Genomic DNA, 26,383 nt, shown 5'->3' on the forward strand with positions numbered 1-26,383 from the left:
AGCCCCGAGCCGGTGGCGGCTCAGTCCCCGGCGGGTTCCGGGTCGGCGGCCAGCCACGCGTCCACCCCGGCCAGCAGCTCCTTGCGCAGCGACTCCGGCGCGCCCGAGCCGCGGACCGACATCCGCGCCAGCTCGGCCAGCTCCGGATCGGAGAACCCGAGCACCTCGCGGGCGATCCGGTACTGCTCCACCAGGCGCGGCCCGAACAGCAGCGGGTCGTCGGTGCCCAGCGCGACCGGCACCCCGGCGTCGAAGAGCGTGCGCAGCGGCAGCTGCCCCAGGTCCTCGTACACCCCCAGACCCACGTTGGAGGTCGGGCAGACCTCCAGCGTCACCCCGCGTTCGGCGATCCGCTCCACCAGCCGCGGGTCCTCCACGGCCCGCACGCCGTGCCCGATCCGGTCGGCGTCCAGCACGTCCAGGCACTCGCGCACGCTGCGGGGCCCCTGGAGCTCGCCGCCGTGCGGCGCGGAGAGCAGCCCGGCCCGCCGCGCGATCCGGAACGCCCCCTCGAACTCCAGGGCGCGGCCGCGCCGCTCGTCGTTGTTCAGGCCGAACGACACCACGCCCCTGCCCGCGTACTGGCGGGCCAGGCGGGCCAGCACCTTGGCGTCCAGCGGGTGCCTGGTGCGGTTGGCCGCCACCATCAGGCCGACGGGCACGCCGGTCTCGCGCTCGGCGGCGCGGGCCGCGTCCAGGAACAGCTCCAGGGTGGCGGTGAGCCCGTCGAAGAGCGACGCGTAACCGCTCGGGTCCACCTGGATCTCCAGCCAGCCGGACCCGGCCGCGCGCTCGTCCTCGGCCGCCTCGCGCAGCAGCCGGTAGACGTCCTCGGGTCTGCGCAGCACCGACCGGGCGATGTCGTACAGGCGCTGGAAGCGGAACCAGCCGCGCTCGTCCGTGGCGCGGAGCTTGGGCGGCCACTCCTCGACCAGGGCCTGGGGGAGGTGGATGCCGTGCTCGGCGGCCAGCTCCACCAGGGTGGGATGGCGCATCGATCCGGTGAAGTGCAGGTGCAGGTGTGCCTTGGGCAGCCGGTCCAACCGGCGGGCGCTGGTCGGTGTCTCCATGACGTAAGCCTGCCGTATGCGGGGCGCCTCCGGTGCCAGGACGCCCCATCCGGCCGCGCCGGGACCGGCCCCGTACACGCCGACGCGCCCCGGGGGACCGGTCCCCCGGGGCGCGTCGGCGTGTACGGGGCGAAGCGCGGCGGAGCCCCGAAGAGGCGCTGCTACTTGGCCTCGGCCAGCAGCTTCTGGATGCGGCTCACGCCCTCGGCGAGGTCCTCGTCGCTGAGCGCGTAGGACAGGCGCAGGTAGCCGGGGGTGCCGAAGGCCTCACCGGGCACCACGGCGACCTCGGCCTGCTCCAGGATGAGCTCGGCCAGCTCGGTGGAGGTCTGCGGCGTCCGGCCGCGGATCTCCTTGCCCAGCACGCCCTTGACCGAGGGGTAGGCGTAGAACGCGCCCTGCGGCTCGGGGCAGACCACGCCGTCGATCTCGTTGAGCATGCGCACGATCGTCTTGCGGCGGCGGTCGAAGGCCTCGCGCATCGTCGCCACGGCGTCCAAGTCGCCGGAGACCGCGGCCAGGGCGGCGGCCTGCGAGACGTTGGCGACGTTGGAGGTGGCGTGCGACTGGAGGTTGCCCGCGGCCTTGACCACGTCCTTGGGGCCGATGATCCACCCCACGCGCCAGCCGGTCATGGCGTAGGTCTTGGCCACGCCGTTGACGATGACGGTGCGGTCGGCGATCTCGGGCACCTCGACGGGCAGCGAGGAGAACTCGGCGTCCCCGTAGACCAGGTGCTCGTAGATCTCGTCGGACAGCACCCACAGGCCGTGCTCGTTCGCCCAGCGGCCGATCTCGCGGACCTGCTCGCGCGGGTACACGGCGCCGGTCGGGTTGGACGGGGAGACGAACACCAGGACCTTGGTGCGCTCGCTGCGCGCCGCCTCCAGCTGCTCCACGCTGGCCAGGTAGCCGGTGCTCTCGTCGGTGACGACGAAGACCGGGACGCCGCCCGCGAGCTTGATCGACTCGGGGTAGGTGGTCCAGTACGGGGCGATGACGATGACCTCGTCGCCCGGGTCCAGCATGGCGGCGAAGGCCTCGTAGATGGCCTGCTTGCCGCCGTTGGTCACCAGGACCTGGGCGGGGTCGACCTCGTAGCCGGAGTCGCGCAGGGTCTTCTCGGCGATCGCCTTCTTGAGCTCGGGCAGGCCGCCGGCGGGCGTGTAGCGGTGGAACCGGGGCTCACGGGCGGCCTCGACGGCGGCCTCGACGATGTAGTCGGGGGTCGGGAAGTCGGGCTCTCCCGCGCCGAAGCCGATGACGGCACGGCCCTCCGCCTTCATGGCCTTGGCCTTGGCGTCCACGGCCAGGGTGGCGGACTCGGAGATCGCGCTGATACGTGCAGAGAGACGGGGTCGATCAGTCATGTGACCCATGTTGTCATGCGCCCCTGGTCCGGGCGCGGGCGGGAAGGAGGGCGCAACCGGACGAAGGGGCCGTTCACGCCCCTCGGCGGGACGAACGGTTTGGTCACGGGGCCCCGAGCGCATACACTCTTTCCGGTCGGCCGTTCGTGGCCCAGGTGTTACCTGGCGCACGGTGTGCGTAGCGCACCGGAACCGGCTATGGTGGGATCGCAGTTTCCGCTAAGGGCAGTGGCTCAATTGGCAGAGCACCGGTCTCCAAAACCGGCGGTTGGGGGTTCGAGTCCCTCCTGCCCTGCACCTTCGCGCGTGCGGTGCGGCGCCCCTGCGGGCGTCGCGCCGCGCGGGCATCCGGAACTACGGGGACAAGTAGCAGCCCGCGACCCTAAGGACCCCAGGTGACTCAGACTGACGCCGACGCCAAGCCCGACAAGGAGCCCAAGCGTCGTACCGGTCCGGTGACGTTCACCAAGCAGGTCGCCGGAGAGCTGCGCAAGGTCCGCTGGCCCACGCGCCGCGAGCTGGTGACCTACACCATCGTGGTCCTCGTCTTCGTGCTGGTCGTCCTGGGATACGTCTCCCTCGTGGACTGGGGCTTCGGCGAGGCGGTCACCTGGCTGTACGGCACGTTCGGCACCCCGCAGGGCGTCTGACCACCCCTTCCGCGCCGCGTCCTCCGGCAGAAGCCGGGACGCGGCCTCCTCGTCCGCGCGTTGGTCCCGGTCCGCCCGGAGAGACCGTAAGCTGGCAGAACCGGGTTCGACGTACAGCGCTGCCTCGTGTGCGTCGCCCCGAGAGCGAATCCGACGAGAGAAAGAGCAGCCGTGTCCGAGTCCCCACTGACCTCTGACGACTTCCCCGAAGAGGAGCCGGTTCAGTCGTCGGCGGAAGAGACCGGCCTGGCGGGCGAGCTGCCGGAGGACGCGACCGACGCGGTCGACACCGACAGCCCGGAGCTGACCGGTGACGCCGACGCGTCCGAGGCCGCCGACGACCACGAGGGCGTCGTGGAGGAGGACGAGGAGCAGGGCGAGGCCGCCGAGGAGGAGGCCCCCCGCCTGGACCCCGTCGAGGAGTTCAAGAACGAGCTCGTCCTGCTGCCCGGCGACTGGTACGTCGTGCACACCTACGCCGGTTACGAGAAGCGGGTCAAGGCCAACGTCGAGAGCCGCACCCAGTCCCTCAACATGGAGGAGTACATCTTCCAGGTCGAGGTGCCCGAGCACGAGGTCACCGAGGTCAAGAGCGGCAAGCGCCAGCAGGTCACCGAGAAGGTCCTGCCCGGCTACGTGCTCGTCCGCATGGACCTGACCGACGAGTCCTGGTCGGCCATCCGCAACACCCCCGGCGTCACCGGCTTCGTGGGCCTCTCCAACAAGCCCGCGCCGCTGAGCCTGACCGAGGTGGCCAAGCTCCTCGCCCCCGAGCCGGAGGTGGAGCCGGAGCAGGCGCAGCAGGCCCGGAGCGCGGGCGGCGGCGTCGGAGAGGCCCGCATGGACGTGGCCTACGAGGTCGGCGAGTCCGTCACCGTCATGGAGGGCCCGTTCGCGACCCTGCCCGCGACGGTCAGCGAGATCAACCCCGACACCCAGAAGCTCAAGGTGCTGGTGTCGATCTTCGGCCGCGAGACCCCGGTCGAGCTGTCGTTCAACCAGGTCGCCAAGATCTAGCCCGTCCGCTCCCGCCGCTCGGGCCGGGGCCCTGCGATCGCGAAGCGCCTGTCAGGGCACTCAGAAGAGCGGCATAGACTTGGTGGGTCCGCCCCGTGGCGGACCCACTCGCGTGTTCCGCCCCGGCGGGACCCGCGCCCGGTCCGCCCGGTCCCGGCGGACCGGCGCCCCGCGCCCGTCGCGCGCGGGGTCCCCCGCCTCCTTCGGCAGCGGTTCCCCGGCCCCCGCGGCCGCGCGGAGCCGTCAGGGAGGCAACGGGACCAGAACACAACGCAGATCAGGCAAAGGACCCGATATGCCTCCGAAGAAGAAACTGGCCGCACTGGTCAAGGTGCAGCTCCCCGCCGGTCAGGCCACCCCGGCGCCGCCCGTCGGTACCGCGCTCGGTCCGCACGGCGTCAACATCATGGACTTCTGCAAGCAGTACAACGCTGCCACGGAGTCCCAGCGCGGCAACGTCATCCCCGTCGAGATCTCCATCTACGAGGACCGTTCCTTCAGCTTCGTCACCAAGACGCCTCCGGCGCCGAAGCTGATCCTGAAGGCCGCCGGCCTGGACAAGGCCGCCACCGACCCGGGTCGCAGCACCGCCGGTTCCATCACCGCCGAGCAGGTCCGCGAGATCGCGCAGACCAAGCTGCCCGACCTCAACACCGAGGACATCGAGGCCGCCGCCAAGATCGTCGCCGGTACCGCCCGCTCGATGGGCATCGAGGTCAAGTAGTCCCCCGCACGGTGGCGCCGGTCCGCGGAGACCGGAGCGACCGGGGACGCTCGACGTTCAAGAACCACCGTGGCAGGGCCAGGCGCTGGCCCGGTGACCACACGTTCCACAGGAGAACAGAGTGAAGCGCAGCAAGAACCACCGCAAAGCCAGCCAGCAGGTGGACCGTGACAAGCTCTACGGCCCCGCCGAGGCCGTGAAGCTCGCCAAGGAGACCTCCACCGTCAAGTTCGACGCGACCGTCGAGGTCGCCCTGCGCCTGGGCGTCGACCCGCGCAAGGCCGACCAGATGGTCCGCGGCACCGTGAACCTGCCGAACGGCACCGGCAAGACCGCTCGGGTCCTGGTCTTCGCGACCGGTGAGCGTGCCGAGCAGGCTCTCGCGGCTGGCGCCGACATCATCGGCGACGACGAGATGATCGAGAAGGTCTCGAAGGGCTTCACCGACTTCGACGCCGTCGTGGCCACCCCGGACCTCATGGGCAAGGTCGGCCGCCTCGGCCGCGTGCTCGGTCCGCGCGGCCTGATGCCGAACCCGAAGACCGGCACCGTCACGCCCGACGTCGCCAAGGCCGTCACCGACATCAAGGGCGGCAAGATCGAGTTCCGCGTGGACCGCCACGGGAACCTGCACTTCATCATCGGCAAGGCCTCCTTCGACGACCAGAAGCTCCTGGAGAACTACCAGGCAGCGATCGACGAGGTGAACCGCCTCAAGCCGTCCGCCGCCAAGGGCCGCTACATCAAGAAGGCCGTGGTCTCCACGTCCATGGGCCCGAGCATCCCGCTCGAGGCCTAGCCTTCGCGGCTGTCCAGCGCAGACGAGAGCGGCCCCCGCAGTCCGAGAGGACGGCGGGGGCCGCTCCGCTTCTCCGGGGCTTGTCCGTCCGCCGCACGGCGGACGGACAAGCCCCGGAGAGCCGTGACACGTGGACCTACATGGTGCCGATCTCGTCCTCGGCGGGGATCTCGACGGCGGTCTCGTTGAGCGCGGAGAACTCCATGGACACGTCGGACACCTCGTCCGCGAACTCCATGCGCAGCGGGAAGCCGGCGTCGTCGATCCAGACACCGATGTCGAGGGTGCCGCTGAAGTCGGAGCCGAGCACCTGGAGGAGCGCGGCCGACTGCTCCTCGGACAGGGCCTCGTACTCCTCGCTGGTCATCGTGCCCTCGATGACCGTCGTCTCCACGCCGTTGATCTCCTCGGTACCCGCCTCGGAGACGTTCTCCAGGGAGGCGATGGCGCTGGCGACCTGGGGCAGGGCCTCCACGTCGAAGACGTCCGCGGAAACGTCCCCGAGCGCCTCACCACCGGCAGTCACCCAGGGAGTGTCCCCGTACTGTCCCAGGCTGTTGGAGATCAGGGGGTCCTGGCCCTCCGGGTAGAGCATGACGCTGGTGCCGGCCTCCTCGGCGGTGAGGCCGCTCACGTCCGCGCCGGTCATCTCCATCAGGGCCAGCGTGCTCTCGCCGAGGAACGGCATGACCGCGGTGACCTGGAGGGCCGAGGGGTCGTCGCTCACCTCGTAGACGATGGACATCTCGACCTCCCCCTCGCTCAGCGGCGACTCGGTGGTGAGGATGTCCATCGTGAGGGTGTAGTTGTCGACGCTCTGGGTGCTCTCGCCGAGACCGGCGACCAGGTCCAGGACACTGCCACCACCGCCCGCCTCGGGCGACTCGGCCGCCGCCTCGGCGGGCTCCTCCTCCGCGGCGCCTCCGCCGCAGGCGGTGAGGGACAGGGCGAGGGTGCCGGCGGAGATCAGGACCGGCATACGGGTCTTCACGGGGTGTTCGCCTTCTTCTTTTGTGCGGGGGACACGGGCACGACTGGGAGCGGGGGTGCCCGGTAGCGTCATGCTGCCACGTCGGAGGGACATTCCGGTCCCTGCCGGCTCCTCCGCGCGGCCACCGATCCGACGCCCGCCACGTCGCCGCGGTTCCGTGCCCGCGCGGGAGTGAGCGCGATCACGGTTTCTGCCCCCCGGTGCGGAACGGGGGCTCCCGCGCGTGCGGTACGATGGGTTCTTGCCGAAGACCGCTGGTCGTCACCCGAACGGGTGACCTAAGGGCCCATCCGCGATGGGCGCCCGCGCAGGTGTCACAAGAGCTTCCCGTTCCACGCCGTGCTCCGCGCGGCCGCCGGAACGCGGTCATGCCCCGTGCGCCTCGCGCCCGGGGCTTTTTCTCGTGCTGACGCCGATCGCCCGGGCCCTTGGAGTCAACCAGCGTTCAATGTTGGAAGGAGTCCCATGGCGAGGCCGGACAAGGCAGCCGCGGTCGCCGAACTCACGGGCGAGTTCCGTGAGTCGAACGGCGCCGTGCTGACCGAATACCGGGGGCTCACTGTCGCGCAGATCACTGAACTGCGTCGCAGCCTCGGCCAGAGCGCGCGTTTTCGCATCGTCAAGAACACGCTGACCAAGATCGCGGTCACGGAGGCCGGTGTCGACGAGCAGGTCAAGGACCTGCTCGAGGGCCCGTCCGCCATCGCCTTCGTCCACGGTGACGTGGTCGAGGCCGCCAAGGGTCTGCGTGACTTCGCGAAGGCGAACTCGCCCCTGGTGATCAAGGGCGGTGTCATCGACGGCAAGTCGATGAGCGCCGACGACATCACCAAGCTGGCCGATCTGGAGTCCCGCGAGGTCATCCTCGCGAAGCTGGCGGGTGCGCTCAAGGCCAAGCAGGGCCAGGCCGCCGCCGTCTTCCAGGCGCTGCCCTCCAAGACTGTGCGTCTCGCGCAGGCCCTGGCGGACAAGCGCTCCCAGGAAGCCGCCTGACCTTTTTGAACCCCGCCGGGCGCCGAGGGCGCTCGGACACTGACTCGCACGCGGGCCCGACAGGACCGCGTGTCCGCAGAGAAAGAGAGATCGCACCATGGCGAAGCTCAGCAACGAGGACCTGCTTGCCGCGTTCGAGGAGATGACCCTTCTCGAGCTGGCCGACTTCGTGAAGCTCTTCGAGGACAAGTTCGACGTCACCGCCGCCGCTCCGGCCGCCGTGGCCGTCGCCGGCCCCGCCCAGGGTGGCGGCGCCGCCGAGGCCGAGGAGCAGACCGAGTTCGACGTCATCCTCGAGGGCGCTGGCGACAAGAAGATCCAGGTCATCAAGGAGGTCCGCGGCCTCACGAGCCTGGGCCTCAAGGAGGCCAAGGACCTGGTCGACAACGCTCCCAAGCCGCTGCTGGAGGGCGTCAACAAGGAGACGGCCGAGAAGGCCAAGGCCGCTCTCGAGGGCGCTGGCGCCTCCGTCACCCTCAAGTAGTCCCATGCGGGCCGCTGAGCGCCCGCTGGCCTGCTTCCGGCGGCCGTCCCTCCTTCCGGGGAGGGGCGGCCGCCTTCGTGCGTCCTGGAACCCCTCACCGCCTCCGGGCGGTCCTCCCGCGCGCCTCCCGTCCGGCCCGCGCTCCTTCGCGCTCCGGCCCGCGACCGCCGCGCCCCCGCCTCCGCGGCCCCCGCTCCTCCCGCGCCCCGGGCCGGTGTCCGCCGTGTCCCGCGCTCCGTCGAGCCCTCCGCCCCGCCGCCCGGGCCCGGGCGGCGCCTCCGGCGGCGCGCTGACCTGCGGCGGGTCAGGAGTCCTTTGCCCGCGCCCCGCCGTGTCCGTCACCGCTCGTCCCGTCCCCTGTGCGAAGCTGAGGGGGATCCGGCAGGTTCCGGAACCGGGGGCGCGTGTGCGAACTGTCCCCCGGACGCGCTAATCTCCCGTCCCGGGAAACCCGCTGAGGCCCGGAGGACGTGTTTACCCGCCTGAGGCGGGGGAATCCTTCGGATGTCGTTGGCTCCCGACCCCCGGGCCAGGGCAGGCGCACCAGTCCACCGACGAGGTCGTCGGACCGTTCCGGGCAGCCGGAATCCGGGCCCCTCCGCCGGGAGCGGGCTTGACGGATCGCCCTCCAGGGGTGATCCTGCCGGTGTCGTGAGTGGCGCTGTGGACCGTGAGTGGACAGCGGTGTGGTGTTCGGCTACACTGCTCTTTTGCGCTGCCCTTTGGTGATCCCTGTGCCGGTGAAGGCTACCGCCACTCCATTTTTCCGGACATTCCGGTGGCCCGCTCCCGCTCGATGTGACCGTCTCAACCGCGTTGCGGCGGTCCTTCTCGTGACGGATCGTCTGGCGTGCGCGCTTCAACCGCCACAAGCCTTCGGAAGGACCCCTGTTGGCAGCCTCGCGCAACGCCTCCGCTAACGCCCTTGGTCCGCACCGCGTTTCCTTCGCCCGTATCCAGGAACCACTGGAGGTCCCGAACCTCCTCGCCCTTCAGACCGAGTCGTTCGACTGGCTGCTGGGCAACGACAGGTGGAAGACCCGGGTTGAGACGGCCCGAAACGCTGGCCGCAAGGACGTTCCGGAGCAGTCCGGTCTCGAAGAGATCTTCGAGGAGATCAGCCCGATCGAGGACTTCTCGGGCACGATGTCCCTGTCGTTCCGCGACCACCGGTTCGAGCCGCCCAAGTACTCAGAGGATGAGTGCAAGGACAGGGACATGACCTACTCCGCCCCGATGTTCGTCACGGCGGAGTTCATCAACAACGACACCGGTGAGATCAAGAGCCAGACGGTGTTCATGGGCGACTTCCCGCTCATGACCGAGACCGGCACCTTCATCATCAACGGCACCGAGCGCGTCGTCGTGTCCCAGCTGGTGCGCTCCCCGGGCGTGTACTTCGACAAGTCCGTCGACAAGACCTCGGACAAGGACCTCTACGGCTGCAAGGTCATCCCGTCCCGCGGCGCCTGGCTGGAGTTCGAGGTCGACAAGCGCGACTTCGTCGGCGTCCGCATCGACCGCAAGCGCAAGCAGGGCGTCACCGTCCTGCTCAAGGCGCTGGGCTGGACCACCGACCAGATCCTGGAGCGCTTCGGCCAGTACGAGTCCATCCGCAACACGCTGGAGAAGGACCCCACCGCGGGCACCGACGACGCGCTGCTGGACATCTACCGCAAGCTGCGCCCCGGCGAGCCGCCCACGAAGGAGTCGGCCCAGGCGCTGCTGGAGAACCTGTACTTCAACCCCAAGCGCTACGACCTGGCCAAGGTCGGCCGTTACAAGATCAACAAGAAGCTCGGGCTGGACACCGACTACCGGCAGGGCACCCTCACCGAAGAGGACATCGTCGCCACGATCGACTACCTCGTCCGCCTGCACGCGGGTGAGGTCGAGAAGGAGACCGTCAACGGTCCCCGTCCGATCGAGACCGACGACATCGACCACTTCGGCAACCGCCGCCTGCGCACCGTCGGCGAGCTCATCCAGAACCAGGTCCGCCTGGGCCTGGCCCGCATGGAGCGCGTCGTCCGCGAGCGGATGACCACCCAGGACGTCGAGGCGATCACGCCGCAGACCCTGATCAACATCCGTCCGGTCGTGGCCTCCATCAAGGAGTTCTTCGGCACCTCGCAGCTGTCGCAGTTCATGGGCCAGACCAACCCGCTGGAGGGCCTGACGCACAAGCGCCGCCTCTCCGCGCTGGGCCCGGGCGGCCTGTCCCGCGAGCGCGCGGGCTTCGAGGTCCGCGACGTGCACCCCTCGCACTACGGCCGCATGTGCCCGATCGAGACGCCCGAGGGACCGAACATCGGTCTGATCGGCTCGCTCGCCGCCTACGGCCGGGTCAACTCCTTCGGCTTCGTGGAGACCCCGTACCGCCGCATCATCGACGGCAAGGTCTCCGACCAGGTCGACTACCTGACCGCGGACGAGGAGGACCTCCACGTCATCGCGCAGGCCAACACGCCGATGAACCCCGACGGCTCCTTCGCCGAGGCCGGTGTGCTCGTGCGCCGCAAGGGCGGTGAGTTCGAGCAGGTCAGCACGGACGAGGTCGACTACATGGACGTGTCGCCGCGCCAGATGGTGTCGGTCGCCACCGCCATGATCCCGTTCCTGGAGCACGACGACGCCAACCGAGCCCTCATGGGCTCGAACATGCAGCGCCAGGCCGTGCCGCTGCTGATGGCCGAGTCGCCGTTCGTCGGCACCGGCATGGAGTACCGCGCCGCCACCGACGCCGGCGAGGTCGTCCTGGCGCAGAAGGCCGGTGTCGTCGAGGACGTCACCGCCGACTACGTCACCGTCATGGCCGACGACGGCACGCGCAAGACGTACCGCATGGGCAAGTTCCAGCGCTCCAACCAGGGCACCTGCTTCAACCAGCGGCCGATCGTGGCCGAGGGCCAGCGGGTCGAGGAGCGCCAGGTCCTCGCGGACGGCCCCTCCACCGACCAGGGTGAGATGTCGCTGGGCAAGAACCTGCTCGTGGCGTACATGTCCTGGGAGGGCCACAACTACGAGGACGCGATCATCCTCTCCCAGCGCCTGGTGCAGGACGACGTCCTCTCCTCGATCCACATCGAGGAGCACGAGGTCGACGCCCGTGACACCAAGCTGGGCCCGGAGGAGATCACCCGCGAGATCCCCAACGTCAGCGAGGAGGTCCTGGCCGACCTCGACGACCGGGGCATCATCCGCATCGGCGCCGAGGTCGTGGACGGCGACATCCTCGTCGGCAAGGTCACGCCCAAGGGCGAGACCGAGCTGACCCCGGAGGAGCGCCTGCTGCGCGCGATCTTCGGCGAGAAGGCGCGCGAGGTCCGCGACACCTCGCTGAAGGTGCCGCACGGCGAGACCGGCAAGGTCATCGGCGTCCGCGTGTTCAGCCGCGAGGAGGGCGACGAGCTCGCCCCCGGCGTCAACGAGATGGTCCGCGTCTACGTGGCCCAGAAGCGCAAGATCACCGACGGTGACAAGCTCGCGGGCCGCCACGGCAACAAGGGCGTCATCTCCAAGATCCTGCCCCAGGAGGACATGCCCTTCCTGGAGGACGGGACGCCGGTCGACATCATCCTCAACCCGCTGGGCGTGCCCGGCCGCATGAACGTCGGCCAGGTCCTGGAGGTCCACCTGGGCTGGCTGGCCAAGAACGGCTGGCTGGTCGAGGGGGTCGAGGAGGAGTGGCAGAAGTCGCTGGAGGCCATCGGCGCCACCGACGTGCCGCCGGACTCCCGCGTGGCCACGCCGGTCTTCGACGGCCTGCACGGCGACGAGCTCAGCGGCCTGATCAAGTCGGTGCGCCCCAACGCGGACGGCAACCGCCTGATCAACGAGGACGGCAAGGCGCGTCTGTTCGACGGCCGCACCGGCGAGCCCTTCGCCGAGCCGATCTCCGTCGGCTACAAGTACATCCTCAAGCTCCACCACCTCGTGGACGACAAGATCCACGCGCGCTCCACCGGCCCGTACTCCATGATCACCCAGCAGCCGCTGGGCGGTAAGGCGCAGTTCGGCGGCCAGCGCTTCGGTGAGATGGAGGTGTGGGCGCTGGAGGCCTACGGCGCCGCCTACGCCCTCCAGGAGCTGCTCACCATCAAGTCCGACGACGTGGTGGGCCGGGTCAAGGTCTACGAGGCCATCGTCAAGGGCGAGAACATCCCCGAGCCGGGCATCCCTGAGTCCTTCAAGGTGCTCATCAAGGAGATGCAGTCGCTCTGTCTGAACGTGGAGGTGCTGTCCAGTGACGGTATGTCCATCGAGATGCGGGACAGCGACGAGGACGTCTTCCGCGCGGCGGAAGAACTGGGAATCGACCTGGGTCGGCGGGAGCCGAGCAGTGTCGAAGAGGTCTAACTTCCGCATTCTTCGAGAGCAGGGGACGAATTAAGTGCTCGACGTCAACTTCTTCGACGAGCTGCGCATCGGCCTGGCCACGGCCGACGACATCCGCCAGTGGTCGCACGGCGAGGTCAAGAAGCCCGAGACCATCAACTACCGCACCCTCAAGCCCGAGAAGGACGGACTCTTCTGCGAGAAGATCTTCGGTCCGACCCGCGACTGGGAGTGCTACTGCGGCAAGTACAAGCGCGTCCGCTTCAAGGGCATCATCTGTGAGCGCTGCGGCGTCGAGGTGACCCGCGCCAAGGTGCGCCGTGAGCGGATGGGCCACATCGAGCTGGCCGCTCCCGTCACGCACATCTGGTACTTCAAGGGCGTGCCCTCCCGCCTGGGCTACCTGCTGGACCTGGCGCCGAAGGATCTCGAGAAGATCATCTACTTCGCCGCCTACATGGTCACGTGGGTGGACACCGAGGCCCGTGAGCGTGACCTCCAGTCCCTGGAGGCGCGGATCTCGGTCGAGAAGCAGCACCTGGAGCAGCGCCGCGACTCCACCGTCGAGGACCGCCACCGCAAGCTGGAGGCCGACCTCGCCGAGCTGGAGGAGCAGGGGGCCAAGGGCGACGCCCGCCGCAAGGTGCGCGAGGGCGCCGAGCGCGAGATGCGCCAGCTGCGCGACCGCGCCCAGCGCGAGATCGACCGCCTCGACGAGGTCTGGAACCGGTTCAAGAACCTCAAGGTCCAGGACCTCGAGGGCGACGAGATGCTCTACCGCGAGATGCGGGACCGCTTCGGCAAGTACTTCCGCGGCGGCATGGGCGCCCAGGCCATCCAGGACCGGCTGGCCAACTTCGAGCTGGACGTGGAGGCCGAGAGGCTCCGGGAGATCATCCGCACCGGTAAGGGCCAGAAGAAGGCCCGCGCCCTGAAGCGGCTCAAGGTCGTCTCGGCGTTCCTCAACACCACCAACAGCCCCATGGGCATGGTGCTGGACTGCATCCCGGTCATCCCGCCGGACCTGCGTCCGATGGTGCAGCTGGACGGTGGCCGCTTCGCGACCTCCGACCTCAACGACCTGTACCGCCGTGTCATCAACCGCAACAACCGCCTCAAGCGGCTGCTCGACCTCGGCGCGCCCGAGATCATCGTCAACAACGAGAAGCGGATGCTCCAGGAGGCCGTCGACGCGCTGTTCGACAACGGCCGCCGTGGCCGCCCGGTCACCGGGCCGGGCAACCGTCCGCTCAAGTCGCTGTCCGACATGCTCAAGGGCAAGCAGGGCCGCTTCCGCCAGAACCTGCTGGGCAAGCGAGTCGACTACTCCGGCCGTTCGGTCATCGTCGTCGGCCCGCAGCTCAAGCTGCACCAGTGCGGCCTGCCCAAGCAGATGGCGCTGGAGCTGTTCAAGCCCTTCGTGATGAAGCGCCTGGTGGACCTGAACCACGCGCAGAACATCAAGAGCGCCAAGCGCATGGTCGAGCGGTCCCGCCCGGTCGTGTGGGACGTCCTCGAAGAGGTCATCACCGAGCACCCGGTTCTGCTCAACCGCGCCCCGACGCTGCACCGCCTGGGCATCCAGGCATTCGAGCCGCAGCTGGTCGAGGGCAAGGCCATCCAGATCCACCCGCTCGTGTGCACGGCGTTCAACGCCGACTTCGACGGCGACCAGATGGCCGTCCACCTGCCGCTGTCCGCCGAGGCCCAGGCCGAGGCGCGGCTGCTGATGCTGGCCACCAACAACATCCTCAAGCCGTCCGACGGCAAGCCCGTGACCATGCCCACCCAGGACATGATCATCGGCCTGTTCTACCTGACGACGGAGAAGGCCGGAGCCAAGGGCGAGGGGCGCTCGTTCCTCTCCCCGGCCGAGGGCATCATGGCCTACGACCTGGGGGACCTCGACCTCCAGGCCAGGATCAAGCTCCGGATCGCCGACGGCGCCCCCGGTCCCAAGGACTGGACGCCGCCGGAGGGCTGGACGCCGGGGGAGCCGTACACCCTGGAGACGACCCTGGGGCGGTACCTGTTCAACGAGACCACCCCGGTCGACTACCCGTACGTCAACTTCCAGGTGGGCAAGAAGCAGGTCTCGACGCTGGTCAACGACCTCGCCGAGAACTACCCCAAGGTCCAGGTCGCCACGACGCTGGACGCCCTCAAGGACGCCGGTTACCACTGGGCCACCCGGTCCGGTCTGACCATCGGCATCGAGGACGTCGTCGCGCCGCCGCGCAAGACCGAGATCCTGGAGGGGTACGAGCGCAAGGCGGACAAGATCCAGCGCGAGTACGACCGCGGTCTCATCACCGACGACGAGCGCCGTCAGGAGCTCACCGAGGTGTGGACGCAGGCCACCACCGAGGTCGCCCAGGACATGGAGAGCAACTTCCCCGCCGACAACCCGGTGTGGATGATGGTCCAGTCCGGCGCCCGAGGCAACCCGATGCAGGTGCGCCAGATCGCGGGTATCCGCGGCCTGGTCTCCAACACCAAGGGTGAGACGATCCCGCGTCCGATCAAGTCCTCCTACCGCGAGGGCCTGTCCGTGCTGGAGTACTTCATCTCCACGCACGGCCAGCGCAAGGGTCTGGCCGACACCGCCCTGCGTACCGCCGACTCGGGTTACCTGACCCGTCGTCTGGTGGACGTCGCGCAGGACGTCATCGTCCGCGAGATCGACTGCGGCACGGAGCGCTCGCTCTGGCACGAGATCGGCGAGAAGAACGCCGCCGGCGTCGTCGTGCGCAAGCACAACGTCGAGAACACCGGTTTCGGCCGGACCATCGCCGAGGAGGCGGTGGACGCGGAGGGCAACGTCGTCCTCCCCGCCCTGAGCGACACCTCCGAGCAGAACATCGACAAGCTCATCGAGGCCGGGATCACCCGCGTCCGCGTGCGCTCGTCGCTGGTCTGCGAGGCCAAGATCGGCGTCTGCACCACCTGCTACGGCCGCTCCATGGCGACCGGCAAGCCGGTGGACGTCGGTGAGGCGATCGGCATCATCGCGGCCCAGTCCATCGGTGAGCCCGGCACCCAGCTGACCATGCGTACCTTCCACATGGGCGGTTCGGCCGGTCAGGACATCACCCACGGTCTGCCCCGTGTCCAGGAGCTCTTCGAGGCCCGCATCCCCAAGGGTGTGGCCCCGATCTCCGAGATGGAGGGCCGGATCCGGATCGACGACACCGAGAAGAGCCGCAAGATCGTCGTCATCCCCGACGACGGCACGGACGAGATCGCCTACCCGGTCCCGATGCGCGCCCAGCTGCTCGTCACCGACGGCGACCACGTCAAGGTCGGCCAGCAGCTGATCCAGGGTGCGATCAACCCGCACGAGGTCCTGCGCATCCAGGGCCCGCGCGCGGTGCAGCAGCACCTGGTGTCCGAGGTCCAGGAGGTGTACAAGTCGCAGGGTGTGTCCATCCACGACAAGCACATCGAGATCATCGTCCGCCAGATGCTCAAGCGGGTGAACATCCTGGAGTCGGGCGACACCGAGCTGCTGCCCGGTGAGATGGTCGAGCGGCCGAAGTTCGAGCGGATCAACCGCCGCGTCGTGTCCGAGGGCGGCCAGCCCGCGGCCGGGCGCCCGGTGCTGCTGGGGATCACCAAGGCCTCGCTGGCCACGGAGTCCTGGCTGTCCGCGGCCTCCTTCCAGGAGACCACCCGGGTGCTCACCGAGAACGCGATCCACGGCAAGAGCGACCCGCTCCTCGGCCTCAAGGAGAACGTCATCATCGGTAAGCTCATCCCGGCCGGTACCGGCATTCCGCAGTACCGCAACATCCGGGTGGAGCCGACCGAGGAGGCCAAGGCCTCGATGTACTCGGTCTCCGGGTACGAGGAGCCGAGCGAGTACACCTTCGGACAGGGTTCGGGCGAGGCCGTTCCGCTGGAGGAGTACGACTTCGGACCGTACAACCGGTAGAAGCGGTTTGCTTGACTGACGGCGGCGGTATGCCACTCCTCGCGGGGGGTGGTACCGCCGCCGTTCCGCGCACAGGGTCCGCTGACGCGGACGGAAGACGGCGCTACTGCGCTGGCGGGAGAGGCACAGGTGACTGACAACGGGGGCGAACGGCGGGACTCCGACGCGGAGGACTCGTGGTTCAAGCCGAGCGAGAACCGCTATCGCACACAGTCGGACTACCAGGACCCGCTCGAATCGGAGGGGACCGCTGACACGGTCTTCCCGGACAGCGGGGGGTACGCGGGGCTGAGCTCGTCCCGCCCGGCGATGGTGGAGCCCTACCCGGAGGCGCTGGGCGGACCGCCGCCCCCCGCCTCCCACGGCATCTCCTACCCGGGCGCCGGGTCCGCGGCCTACCAGCCGCTGACCAGGGTTCCGGGAGAGGCCGAGGAGCCCTCCCTGCCGAGCGTCGCGGCCAGCGCCCAGGTGCCGCTCCCGTCGGAGCGGGACACCGACCGGCCCGAGGCATGGTCCGACGGTCCCCGGACCCAGGAGTTCCCCGCGCTGGACGACCGGGACGCCCCGGACGCCGGGCAGCTCCGGGACGAGCCCTCCTCCGCGCCCGGCTCCGCCGCCGAACAGCCGTGGGCTCCCGGCGCACCGGTGGACGAGGACCGGGGCGCGCCGTCCTGGGACGCCCCGTCCCCCGGCGCGTCCGGTCAGCCGTGGGACGAGGCACCCTCTTCCGGTGTGTCCGGTGGTCAGCCGTGGAACGAGGCTCCTTCCTCCGGCGCGTCCGGTCAGCCGTGGGACGATGCTCCCCCTTCCGCCGCGTCCGGTGGTCAGCCGTGGGAGGACGCTCCGGTCGCCGACCGGCGCGATCCGCTCGACGACGGCCTCGGCACGGCCTCGTGGGACGTCCCGGCCCCCGCCGCCCGTCCCTGGGAGGACGACACGCGCTCTCCCTCATCCTGGGACGCCGAAGTCCCCGCCGGCGGGGACGACCTCGGTGCGTCGGCCCCGTGGTCGGACTCCCCCGGAACCGGTGGTTCCGTTGAGAGCGGTTCGGCCGACGGGTCCCGGCCCTGGGACACCCCGTCCTCGTCCGCCCCCGGCCAGCCGTGGGACGACGCCCCGGCCCGTGCCCGGGACACCTCCGACGACGGCCTGGGCCCCGCGTCGTGGGAGACTCCCTCCTCCGCCGCGTCCGGTGGTCAGCCGTGGGACGAGGCGCCCTCCTCCGGTGTGTCCGGTGGTCAGCCGTGGGAGGACGCTCCGGTCGCCGACCGGCGCGATCCGCTCGACGACGGCCTCGGCACGGCCTCGTGGGACGTCCCGGCCCCCGCCGCCCGTCCCTGGGAGGACGAAACCCGTTCCCCCTCCTCCTGGGACGCCGACGCCTCCGGCAGCGGCGGTCCGGTGGAGGACGCCCGGCCCTGGGACACCGGCTCCGCCGACGCCCCCGGCGCCTGGAACGCCGACCGGGGCGCCCAGCCCTGGGAAGACGCCCCCGCGGGCGGTACGCGCGACCCGCTCGACGACGGTCTGGGCCCCGCGTCGTGGGAGTCCCCGGCTGTCGGCGCGTCCGGCCAGCCGTGGGACGACAACGCTCCGGGCCGCGGACGTGACGCGGCCGACGACGGCCTGGGCCCCGCGTCGTGGGAGACGCGGCCCTCCTCCGCCACCGACCAGCCCTGGGGCCCCGACCCCGTGGGCGGCCGGGGTCCGTGGACCGCTGACCGGGGCGGCCGGCCCTGGGAGGACGACACCCGCGCCTCCTCCGGCTGGGACGACGACGCTCCCGACCGGGAGCGCGGCCAGGCCTCCTGGACCGACGTGCCCGGACCCGACGGCGGTTCCTGGGACGACGGAGCCCCGGCGGACCGGCTCCTGGACGACCGCGCCCCCCGGCACGGGACCGGCGAGCGCGCCGCCGAAGCCTGGGACGACCGCCCCTACGGCGACGACCCCCTCGGGGGAGACCGCGCACGCGGCCGCTCCTGGGACGACGACGAACTCGGCGGCGACTTCGGGGGCGCCGACAGCGCCCCCGCGGGCGCCGACGCCCCGGACGCCTGGGCGCCCTCCGGCCGCACCGACGACCGGCCCGGCGCGGGCTCCGGCGGCTCGTGGGGCGACGGGTACGGCGACGAACTCTCGCCCTCCGGGCTGGGCAGCGGCAGCGGCAACACGTGGGCGTTCGACCGCAACGACCCCCGGCTGCCGGACGTGGTCCGCGAGGCGGAGCAGCGCCGCAGGGAGTCCTCGTCCGGACGGGCCGAGACCGTCGACTGGGGAGGGCCCGACACCGGTGAGCTCTCCGCGGCGGTCCCCGGCGCGGACGACCCGCTGGGTGCGATCGCCGACATGCAGTCGCGCGCCCGCTCCAGAGAGCAGGACCCGCTGGAGGACCCCGGCGGGGCCACCCAGATGTTCGACGCCCGCGCCCTGGCCGGAGAGGGGGGCTGGGCGGACGACGACGAGTACCGGCGCGACGACCGCCGCGGGGACGGCGAAGCGGACTACGACCGCTACGACGACGACCCCGACGGGCCGGAGTACGACCAGGAGGGGCCGGAGTACGGCCGCGACGGGGACGCGGACCTGCCGGAGCCGGAGTACGGCTACGACGACGACCCCGAGCCACACGGTGACGAGCGTCGCGACCGGGACGACTCCGAGTACGAGGACGGGTTCACCCCGGCCGACTACGGCATGCCCGCCGCCCCGGCGGGACGCAGCAGGCGCCGCAAGGACCCGATCGCCGAGGAGTTCCCCGGCTTCGGCGACCGCCCCCTGGGCGGCGAGGCCGGTGACGCCTACCCCGGCTACGACAGCATCGACTTCCTCGCCGACACCGAGCGGGGAGCGACGCTCACCCTGTGGCTGGGCGTGGCCTCGCTGCTGCCCGGCGTGGGACTGGTCACGGCCGTCCTGGCCCTGCTGGTCACCGGGCCCAAGGCCAAGAGGGCGATCCGCGGGTCCCGCGGACAGCTCGACGGCCTCGGCCTGATCACGACCGGAACGGTCTTCGCCGTCGTGGGCATCCTGGTGACGGTGATCTCCGTCGCCCTCTGGCTGGTCCTGTAGCGCGACGGCCGCCTCTCGGGGACAATCGTCCCGGGGAGGCGGCCGTCAGCCTTCGGCCGCGCTCTCGCAGAAGCGGGGCCGAGCAGCCGCAGGACCGCGTAGAATGGTGGCGACCCACGGCTGAGCGAGGATCCGTCCCGACGGTTCCCGTCATGTCGCACACCGTTTTGACCGTCCTGACGGCAAGCGGTAGCCTGTGTGATTGTGCCCGTGAGTCGACGGGTCGCACATGCGAGTGCGGCGCCCGGTTCCGCAGACGAGGACCTACGGTGCGCGGCGCATGTGAACCCCCTCCCATGATTCGGCCTCTCGGCCGGGTGTGAACTCGTTTTCGCCATGCGCGGGAACGAACGCGACACGCCCGACATCGGGGGTCGGGGAGGTTCGGGAAATCCAGCAGGTCAATAGCGATATCGGCTACGAGAACCGGCGTAGGTCACGAGGAAGACGGAGACGCGGTGCCCACCATCCAGCAGCTGGTCCGCAAGGGCCGACAGGACAAGGTCGCAAAGAACAAGACCCCGGCGCTGAAGGGGAGTCCGCAGCGTCGTGGTGTGTGCACTCGTGTCTACACCACCACGCCCAAGAAGCCGAACTCCGCTCTGCGCAAGGTCGCCCGAGTCAAGCTGAGCAGCCAGATCGAGGTCACGGCCTACATCCCCGGCATCGGCCACAACCTCCAGGAGCACAGCATCGTGCTCGTGCGCGGTGGCCGTGTGAAGGACCTGCCGGGTGTCCGTTACCGCATCGTGCGCGGCTCGCTCGACACGCAGGGTGTCCGTAACCGCAAGCAGGCGCGTAGCCGTTACGGCGCCAAGAAGGAGAAGTAAGCATGCCGCGCAAGGGCCCGGCGCCGAAGCGCCAGCTCATCACCGACCCGGTCTACGGCTCGCCGCTCGTCACCGCACTGATCAACAAGGTGCTGCTCGACGGCAAGCGCTCCATCGCCCAGAGCGTCGTCTACGACGCCCTGGAGGGCGCTCGCGAGAAGACCGGCCAGGACCCGCTCGTCGTCCTGAAGCGGGGACTGGACAACGTCAAGCCCGCGCTCGAGGTCCGCAGCCGCCGCGTCGGCGGCGCGACCTACCAGGTGCCGGTCGAGGTTCGCGCCTCCCGGTCCACCACGCTGGCCCTGCGCTGGCTGGTCTCCTACGCGCGCCAGCGCCGTGAGAAGACCATGACCGAGCGTCTGATGAACGAGCTGGTCGACGCCAGCAACGGTCTCGGCGCGGCTGTCAAGAAGCGTGAGGACACGCACAAGATGGCCGAGTCGAACAAGGCCTTCGCGCACTACCGCTGGTAATTCCGGCGGGTTCGAAACAGACCGAGGGACGACGAGCCTCATGGCTGCCAAAACTGTTCTTGACCTGGCCAAGGTCCGCAACATCGGGATCATGGCTCACATCGACGCTGGTAAGACCACGACGACTGAGCGGATCCTCTACTACACCGGTGTGACCCACAAGGTGGGCGAGGTCCACGATGGCGCTGCCACGATGGACTGGATGAAGGAGGAGCAGGAGCGGGGTATCACCATTACCTCGGCTGCTACCACCACCCACTGGGACGACCACACCATCAACATCATCGACACGCCCGGCCACGTCGACTTCACGGTCGAGGTCGAGCGGTCGCTGCGTGTGCTCGACGGTGCCGTCGCGGTCTTCGACGCCAAGGAGGGCGTTGAGCCCCAGTCGGAGCAGGTCTGGCGCCAGGCGGACCGCTACGGCGTCCCGCGTATCTGCTTCGTCAACAAGATGGACAAGATCGGCGCCGAGTTCCAGCGCTGTGTCGACATGTTCCGTGAGCGCCTCGGCGCCAACGCCATGCCGATCCAGCTCAACATCGGCGCCGAGAGCGACTTCAAGGGCGTCATCGACCTCGTCCGCATGAAGGCCTACGTCTGGAACGACGAGGCCGCGCTCGGCGAGATGTACGACACCGTCGACATCCCCGAGAGCCACGCCGACGCCGCCCGCGAGGCCCGCGACCAGTTCATCGAGACGCTGGCCGAGGCCGACGACGAGATCATGGAGATGTACCTGGAGGGCCAGGAGCCCACCGTGGAGCAGCTCGTCCCCGCGATCCGCCGCGCGACCATCGCCGGTACGGCCGTCCCGGTCGTGTGCGGCACCGCGTTCAAGAACAAGGGCGTGCAGCCCCTGCTCGACGCGGTCACCGCCTACCTCCCCTCGCCGCTGGACGTCGAGGGCGTCGAGGGCCACGACCCCAAGGACGAGACCGAGGAGACCAAGCTCGTCCGCAAGCCGAGCAACGACGAGCCGCTGTCGGCTCTGGTCTTCAAGATCATGAGCGACCCGCACCTGGGCAAGCTGACCTACGTGCGTGTCTACTCCGGCGTTCTCCAGGCGGGCACCCAGGTGCTCAACAGCCTCAAGGGCCGCAAGGAGCGCATCGGCAAGATCTACCGCATGCACTCCAACAAGCGCGAGGAGATCTCCGAGGTCGGCGCCGGCGACATCGTCGCCGTCATGGGCCTCAAGGACACCACGACCGGTGAGACCCTGTGCGACCAGGCGAACCCGATCGTCCTGGAGTCCATGACCTTCCCGGCTCCGGTCATCGAGGTGGCCATCGAGCCCAAGACCAAGAGCGACCAGGAGAAGCTGGGCATCGCGATCCAGCGCCTCGCGGACGAGGACCCCTCGTTCCAGGTCGCCACGGACGACCAGACCGGTCAGACCGTGATCTCGGGCATGGGCGAGCTGCACCTCGAGGTGCTCGTCAACCGCATGCGCGACGAGTTCAAGGTCGAGGCGAACATCGGCAAGCCGCAGGTGGCCTACCGCGAGACCATTCGCAAGAAGGTCGAGGGGCACGTCTACACCCACAAGAAGCAGACCGGTGGGTCGGGCCAGTTCGCCAAGGTCAAGATCGACGTCGAGCCCCTGGAGACCGAGAGCGGCGACGCCTCGGGCTACGAGTTCGTCAACGCCGTCACCGGTGGCCGCATCCCGAGGGAGTACATCCCCTCGGTCGACGCCGGCTGCCAGGAGGCCGCCGAGCTGGGCGTGCTCGCGCACTACCCGCTCGTCGGCGTCAAGGTGACGCTCCAGGACGGCCAGTACCACGAGGTCGACTCCTCCGAGATGGCCTTCAAGACCGCCGGTTCGATCGCCTTCAAGGAGGCGGTCAAGCTGGCCAAGCCGACTCTCCTGGAGCCGGTCATGGCTGTCGAGGTCACCACTCCCGAGGAGTACATGGGTGACGTGATCGGCGACCTGAACTCCCGCCGTGGACAGATCCAGTCCATGGACGAGCGTTCCGGTGTCCGTATCGTCAAGGCCCAGGTGCCCCTCTCCGAAATGTTCGGCTACGTGGGTGACCTGCGCAGCCGCACGCAGGGTCGAGCCAACTACTCGATGGTGTTCGACTCCTACGCGGAGGTTCCGTCCGCTGTCGCCCAAGAAATTGTGGCGAAGGTCCGCGGCGAATAGTCGCGAACACGTAACCAGCCCGCTCCCCGTCCACGCGGGGAGCGAGCACCAGACAGCTCTGTACGTCTAGGAGACATCCAGTGGCGAAAGCAAAGTTCGAGCGGACTAAGCCGCACGTCAACATCGGCACCATCGGTCACATCGACCACGGCAAGACCACGCTGACCGCGGCCATCACCAAGGTGCTGCACGACGCGTACCCGGAGCTGAACCCGTTCACTCCGTTCGAGGACATCGACAACGCTCCTGAGGAGCGCGAGCGCGGTATCACCATCTCCGTCGCCCACGTCGAGTACCAGACCGAGGCGCGTCACTACGCCCACGTCGACTGCCCCGGTCACGCGGACTACGTGAAGAACATGATCACCGGTGCGGCGCAGATGGACGGCGCCATCCTGGTCGTGGCCGCCACCGACGGCCCGATGCCGCAGACCAAGGAGCACGTGCTCCTGGCCCGCCAGGTCGGCGTGCCCTACATCGTGGTGGCCCTGAACAAGGCCGACATGGTGGACGACGAGGAGATCTTCGAGCTCGTCGAGCTCGAGGTCCGTGAGCTCCTCAGCGAGTACGAGTTCCCCGGCGACGACGTCCCCGTCACCAAGGTCTCCGCGCTCAAGGCGCTGGAGGGCGACGAGGAGTGGGGCAAGTCCGTCCTGGAGCTCATGGGCACCGTGGACCAGTTCATCCCCGAGCCCGAGCGTGACACCGACAAGCCCTTCCTCATGCCGATCGAGGACGTCTTCTCGATCACCGGTCGCGGCACCGTCGTCACCGGCCGCATCGAGCGCGGCATCGTCAACGTCAACGAGACCGTCGACATCGTCGGTATCAAGGACGAGAAGCAGACCACCACGGTCACCGGTGTCGAGATGTTCCGCAAGCTGCTCGACCAGGGCCAGGCCGGCGACAACGTCGGTCTGCTCCTGCGCGGCATCAAGCGCGAGGACGTCGAGCGCGGCCAGGTCGTCATCAAGCCCGGCACGACCACCCCGCACACCGAGTTCGAGGCCCAGGTCGTCATCCTGTCCAAGGACGAGGGTGGCCGCCACACGCCGTTCTTCAACAACTACCGCCCGCAGTTCTACTTCCGCACCACGGACGTCACCGGCGTCGTGACGCTGCCGGAGGGCACCGAGATGGTCATGCCCGGTGACAACACCGAGATGACCGTCCAGCTCATCCAGCCCGTCGCGATGGAGGACGGCCTGAAGTTCGCCATCCGCGAGGGTGGCCGGACCGTGGGCGCGGGTCGCGTCACGAAGATCCTCAAGTAGTACCCGTGCGGGGGCGGCCCCTTCGGAGCCGTCCCCGCCGTGGTGGGCGGGCCGTGGGTCCACGGCCCGCCCACCAGCACACAAGACGTCATCGGGCTCTGTGACGGTGACGCACCGCAGGGGCAAGCCCTGTTGCGGTTTCTCAAGGGAATAGGGGCTCACGGCTACAACGGCGGATCCGCCGGGCCTGGGCGTCTGTGACCGGGAACAGCTCACCGTTACGGACACTGAAGCGAAGGACGAACAGGCCACATGGCGGGACAGAAGATCCGCATTCGGCTAAAGGCCTATGACCACGAGGTCATCGACAGCTCGGCTCGCAAGATCGTCGAGACTGTGACGCGAACTGGCGCACAGGTCGCGGGCCCGGTGCCGCTGCCGACGGAGAAGAACGTTTACTGCGTCATCCGATCGCCGCACAAGTACAAGGACTCGCGCGAGCACTTCGAGATGCGCACGCACAAGCGGCTGATCGACATCATCGACCCCACGCCGAAGACGGTCGACTCGCTCATGCGACTCGACCTCCCGGCGGGCGTTGACATCGAGATCAAGCTTTAAGGACGCACAGACATGGCCACCAAGCAGATCAAGGGAGTTCTGGGCGAAAAGCTCGGCATGACCCAGGTCTTCGACGACGCGGGCAAGATGGTGCCCGTGACGGTTCTGAAGGCCGGTCCGTGCGTCGTGAGCCGCATCCGGACTCCGGACACCGATGGCTACTCCGCCATCCAGCTCGGCTACGGGCAGATCAACCCGCGCAAGGTCAACAAGCCGCTCGGCGACTACCTGCGCAGCCACGACCTGACCCCGCGCCGCCACTACGTCGAGGTCCGCACGACCGACGCCACCGAGTACACGCTCGGCCAGGAGGTCACCGCGGACAGCTTCGAGACCGGCCAGAAGGTCGACGTCACGGGCAAGAGCAAGGGCAAGGGCTTCGCGGGTGTGATGAAGCGCCACGGTTTCCGCGGCCTCTCCGCCTCGCACGGTACCCAGCGCAAGCACCGCTCGCCCGGTTCCATCGGCGGCTGCGCCACGCCCGGCCGCGTGTTCAAGGGCATGCGGATGGCCGGTCGCATGGGCAACGTGCGCAAGACCGTCCAGAACCTGACCGTTCACTCCGTCGACGCGGAGAAGGGGCTCATCCTGGTCAAGGGTGCCGTCCCCGGTCCCAACGGCGGTCTGGTGCTCGTCCGCACCGCTGTGAAGGGGGACAAGTAAGCCATGGCCCAGATCGAGGTCAAGAACCTTGAGGGCGGCGCCAAGGGCAGCGTCGAGCTGCCGGACAGCGTCTTCGCCCAGCAGGTCAGCATCCCGCTGATCCACCAGGTCGTGAACGCCCAGCTCGCCGCTGGCCGTCAGGGCACGCACGCCACCAAGACCCGCGGCGACGTCCGCGGCGGTGGCAAGAAGCCCTACCGCCAGAAGGGCACGGGCCGGGCCCGCCAGGGTTCCATCCGCGCCCCGCAGTACACCGGCGGCGGCACGGTCCACGGACCCCAGCCGCGCGACTACAGCCAGCGCACCCCCAAGAAGATGAAGGCCGCCGCCCTGCGCGGAGCCCTCTCGGACCGGGCGCGCCACGGCCGCATCCACGTCGTCAGCCAGTTCGTGGCCGAGGACCTGGAGAGCAAGTTCACCAAGACCGCTCTGAAGGCGCTGCGCCAGGTCACCGAGTCCGACAAGGTCCTGGTGGTGCTGGCCCGCGACGACGAGCACAACCGGCGCGCCCTGCGCAACGTCGAAGAGGTGCACATCCTCGACGCGGACCAGGTGAACACCTACGACGTCCTCTACTCGGACGACGTGGTCTTCACCGAGGCGGGCTACGCCGAGTTCCTGGCCCACGCGGCCGGTGCCTCCAAGGCCGCGCAGTCCGAGGAGGACGACCAGTGAGGATCGCCGACCACCGGGACATCATCGTCGAGCCGGTGATCTCCGAGAAGAGCTACGGGCTCATGGACGAGAACAAGTACACGTTCATCGTCCGCCCGGACGCCAACAAGACCCAGATCAAGATCGCGATCGAGAAGATCTTCGAGGTGAAGGTCACGAGCGTGAACACGATCAACCGCAAGGGCAAGCGCAAGCGCACCCGCTTCGGTTACGGGAAGCGTCCCGACACCAAGCGCGCGATCGTCAGTGTCGCCGAGGGCGACCGGATCGACATCTTCGGTGTCTGACCTCTCCCGGGTCTGACCGCTAC

The 26,383-nt window shown here is 69.3% G+C and carries 20 protein-coding genes and 1 tRNA gene; 18 read left to right on the forward strand and 3 right to left on the reverse strand.

Features of this window, described 5'->3' with window-relative positions:
- Window positions 1-20: 20 nt before the first annotated feature.
- Together AC0VX6_RS03095 and AC0VX6_RS03100 are read right to left on the reverse strand one after the other, a co-directional pair.
- Window positions 21-1,070, reverse strand: coding sequence for an adenosine deaminase (locus tag AC0VX6_RS03095; RefSeq protein ID WP_274976130.1), 1,050 nt, complete (start codon window positions 1,068-1,070; stop codon window positions 21-23).
- A gap of 161 nt (window positions 1,071-1,231) precedes the next feature.
- Window positions 1,232-2,440 carry a pyridoxal phosphate-dependent aminotransferase gene (locus AC0VX6_RS03100; RefSeq protein WP_174547194.1) on the reverse strand — a complete coding sequence of 403 codons (1,209 nt, stop codon included), beginning with the start codon at window positions 2,438-2,440 and terminating at the stop codon, window positions 1,232-1,234.
- A gap of 222 nt (window positions 2,441-2,662) precedes the next feature.
- On the opposite strand from AC0VX6_RS03100, the gene AC0VX6_RS03105 reads away from it, so the two are divergent.
- The 5 genes from AC0VX6_RS03105 to rplA all read left to right on the forward strand — a co-directional run bounded on the left by AC0VX6_RS03105 (window position 2,663) and on the right by rplA (window position 5,630).
- Window positions 2,663-2,735 (forward strand) — tRNA-Trp (locus AC0VX6_RS03105).
- 100 nt (window positions 2,736-2,835) lie between these two features.
- Window positions 2,836-3,090 (forward strand): preprotein translocase subunit SecE, encoded by a 255-nt coding sequence (secE, locus tag AC0VX6_RS03110; RefSeq protein ID WP_013156096.1) that lies wholly within the window; start codon window positions 2,836-2,838, stop codon window positions 3,088-3,090.
- A gap of 171 nt (window positions 3,091-3,261) precedes the next feature.
- The gene (gene nusG / locus AC0VX6_RS03115; protein WP_274976131.1) at window positions 3,262-4,107 is read left to right on the forward strand and encodes a transcription termination/antitermination protein NusG; all 846 of its coding nucleotides are present in this window, start codon (window positions 3,262-3,264) and stop codon (window positions 4,105-4,107) included.
- 295 nt (window positions 4,108-4,402) lie between these two features.
- Window positions 4,403-4,831 (forward strand): 50S ribosomal protein L11, encoded by a 429-nt coding sequence (gene rplK / locus AC0VX6_RS03120; protein ID WP_013156098.1) that lies wholly within the window; start codon window positions 4,403-4,405, stop codon window positions 4,829-4,831.
- A 121-nt stretch (window positions 4,832-4,952) separates the two neighbouring features.
- Window positions 4,953-5,630 (forward strand): 50S ribosomal protein L1, encoded by a 678-nt coding sequence (gene rplA, locus AC0VX6_RS03125; protein ID WP_274976132.1) that lies wholly within the window; start codon window positions 4,953-4,955, stop codon window positions 5,628-5,630.
- 136 nt (window positions 5,631-5,766) lie between these two features.
- Here rplA and AC0VX6_RS03130 read toward each other — a convergent pair whose 3' ends face one another.
- Window positions 5,767-6,621: an SCO4651 family lipoprotein gene (locus AC0VX6_RS03130; protein WP_274976133.1), complete on the reverse strand. Its 855-nt coding sequence runs from the start codon at window positions 6,619-6,621 to the stop codon at window positions 5,767-5,769.
- Between the two features lie 465 nt (window positions 6,622-7,086).
- Here AC0VX6_RS03130 and rplJ point away from each other — a divergent pair, with 465 nt between their 5' ends.
- The 13 genes from rplJ to rplW all read left to right on the forward strand — a co-directional run bounded on the left by rplJ (window position 7,087) and on the right by rplW (window position 26,360).
- Window positions 7,087-7,614: a 50S ribosomal protein L10 gene (gene rplJ / locus AC0VX6_RS03135; RefSeq protein WP_013156102.1), complete on the forward strand. Its 528-nt coding sequence runs from the start codon at window positions 7,087-7,089 to the stop codon at window positions 7,612-7,614.
- A gap of 97 nt (window positions 7,615-7,711) precedes the next feature.
- Complete coding sequence (gene rplL, locus AC0VX6_RS03140; RefSeq protein WP_274976134.1) at window positions 7,712-8,098, forward strand: 50S ribosomal protein L7/L12; 387 nt, start codon at window positions 7,712-7,714, stop codon at window positions 8,096-8,098.
- An 891-nt stretch (window positions 8,099-8,989) separates the two neighbouring features.
- A complete protein-coding gene (gene rpoB / locus AC0VX6_RS03145) occupies window positions 8,990-12,457 on the forward strand; it encodes a DNA-directed RNA polymerase subunit beta (RefSeq protein WP_212641600.1) in 3,468 nt (1,155 codons plus the stop codon).
- Between the two features lie 34 nt (window positions 12,458-12,491).
- The gene (locus tag AC0VX6_RS03150) at window positions 12,492-16,370 is read left to right on the forward strand and encodes a DNA-directed RNA polymerase subunit beta' (protein WP_274976135.1); all 3,879 of its coding nucleotides are present in this window, start codon (window positions 12,492-12,494) and stop codon (window positions 16,368-16,370) included.
- Window positions 16,371-16,499: 129 nt separating this feature from the next.
- A complete protein-coding gene (locus tag AC0VX6_RS03155) occupies window positions 16,500-19,442 on the forward strand; it encodes a hypothetical protein (protein ID WP_475483711.1) in 2,943 nt (980 codons plus the stop codon).
- Window positions 19,443-19,900: 458 nt separating this feature from the next.
- Window positions 19,901-20,272, forward strand: a complete 372-nt coding sequence (gene rpsL / locus AC0VX6_RS03160) for a 30S ribosomal protein S12 (protein WP_013156106.1) — start codon at window positions 19,901-19,903, stop codon at window positions 20,270-20,272.
- Between the two features lie 2 nt (window positions 20,273-20,274).
- The gene (gene rpsG / locus AC0VX6_RS03165) at window positions 20,275-20,745 is read left to right on the forward strand and encodes a 30S ribosomal protein S7 (protein ID WP_013156107.1); all 471 of its coding nucleotides are present in this window, start codon (window positions 20,275-20,277) and stop codon (window positions 20,743-20,745) included.
- Between the two features lie 40 nt (window positions 20,746-20,785).
- Window positions 20,786-22,900, forward strand: a complete 2,115-nt coding sequence (gene fusA, locus AC0VX6_RS03170) for an elongation factor G (RefSeq protein WP_274976137.1) — start codon at window positions 20,786-20,788, stop codon at window positions 22,898-22,900.
- Between the two features lie 80 nt (window positions 22,901-22,980).
- Complete coding sequence (tuf, locus tag AC0VX6_RS03175) at window positions 22,981-24,174, forward strand: elongation factor Tu (protein WP_212641596.1); 1,194 nt, start codon at window positions 22,981-22,983, stop codon at window positions 24,172-24,174.
- 252 nt (window positions 24,175-24,426) lie between these two features.
- Entirely contained in the window at window positions 24,427-24,735 is a 309-nt protein-coding gene (rpsJ, locus tag AC0VX6_RS03180) for a 30S ribosomal protein S10 (protein ID WP_013156110.1), read from the forward strand.
- 12 nt (window positions 24,736-24,747) lie between these two features.
- A complete protein-coding gene (gene rplC / locus AC0VX6_RS03185; protein ID WP_019610094.1) occupies window positions 24,748-25,398 on the forward strand; it encodes a 50S ribosomal protein L3 in 651 nt (216 codons plus the stop codon).
- 3 nt (window positions 25,399-25,401) lie between these two features.
- Window positions 25,402-26,073 (forward strand): 50S ribosomal protein L4, encoded by a 672-nt coding sequence (gene rplD / locus AC0VX6_RS03190; protein WP_047869959.1) that lies wholly within the window; start codon window positions 25,402-25,404, stop codon window positions 26,071-26,073.
- Entirely contained in the window at window positions 26,070-26,360 is a 291-nt protein-coding gene (rplW, locus tag AC0VX6_RS03195) for a 50S ribosomal protein L23 (RefSeq protein ID WP_013156113.1), read from the forward strand. The genes rplD and rplW overlap by 4 nt, the downstream gene beginning before the upstream one ends.
- The last annotated feature ends 23 nt before the right edge of the window (window positions 26,361-26,383 follow it).

It is taken from the genome of Nocardiopsis sp. iso_25, assembly GCF_056173305.1.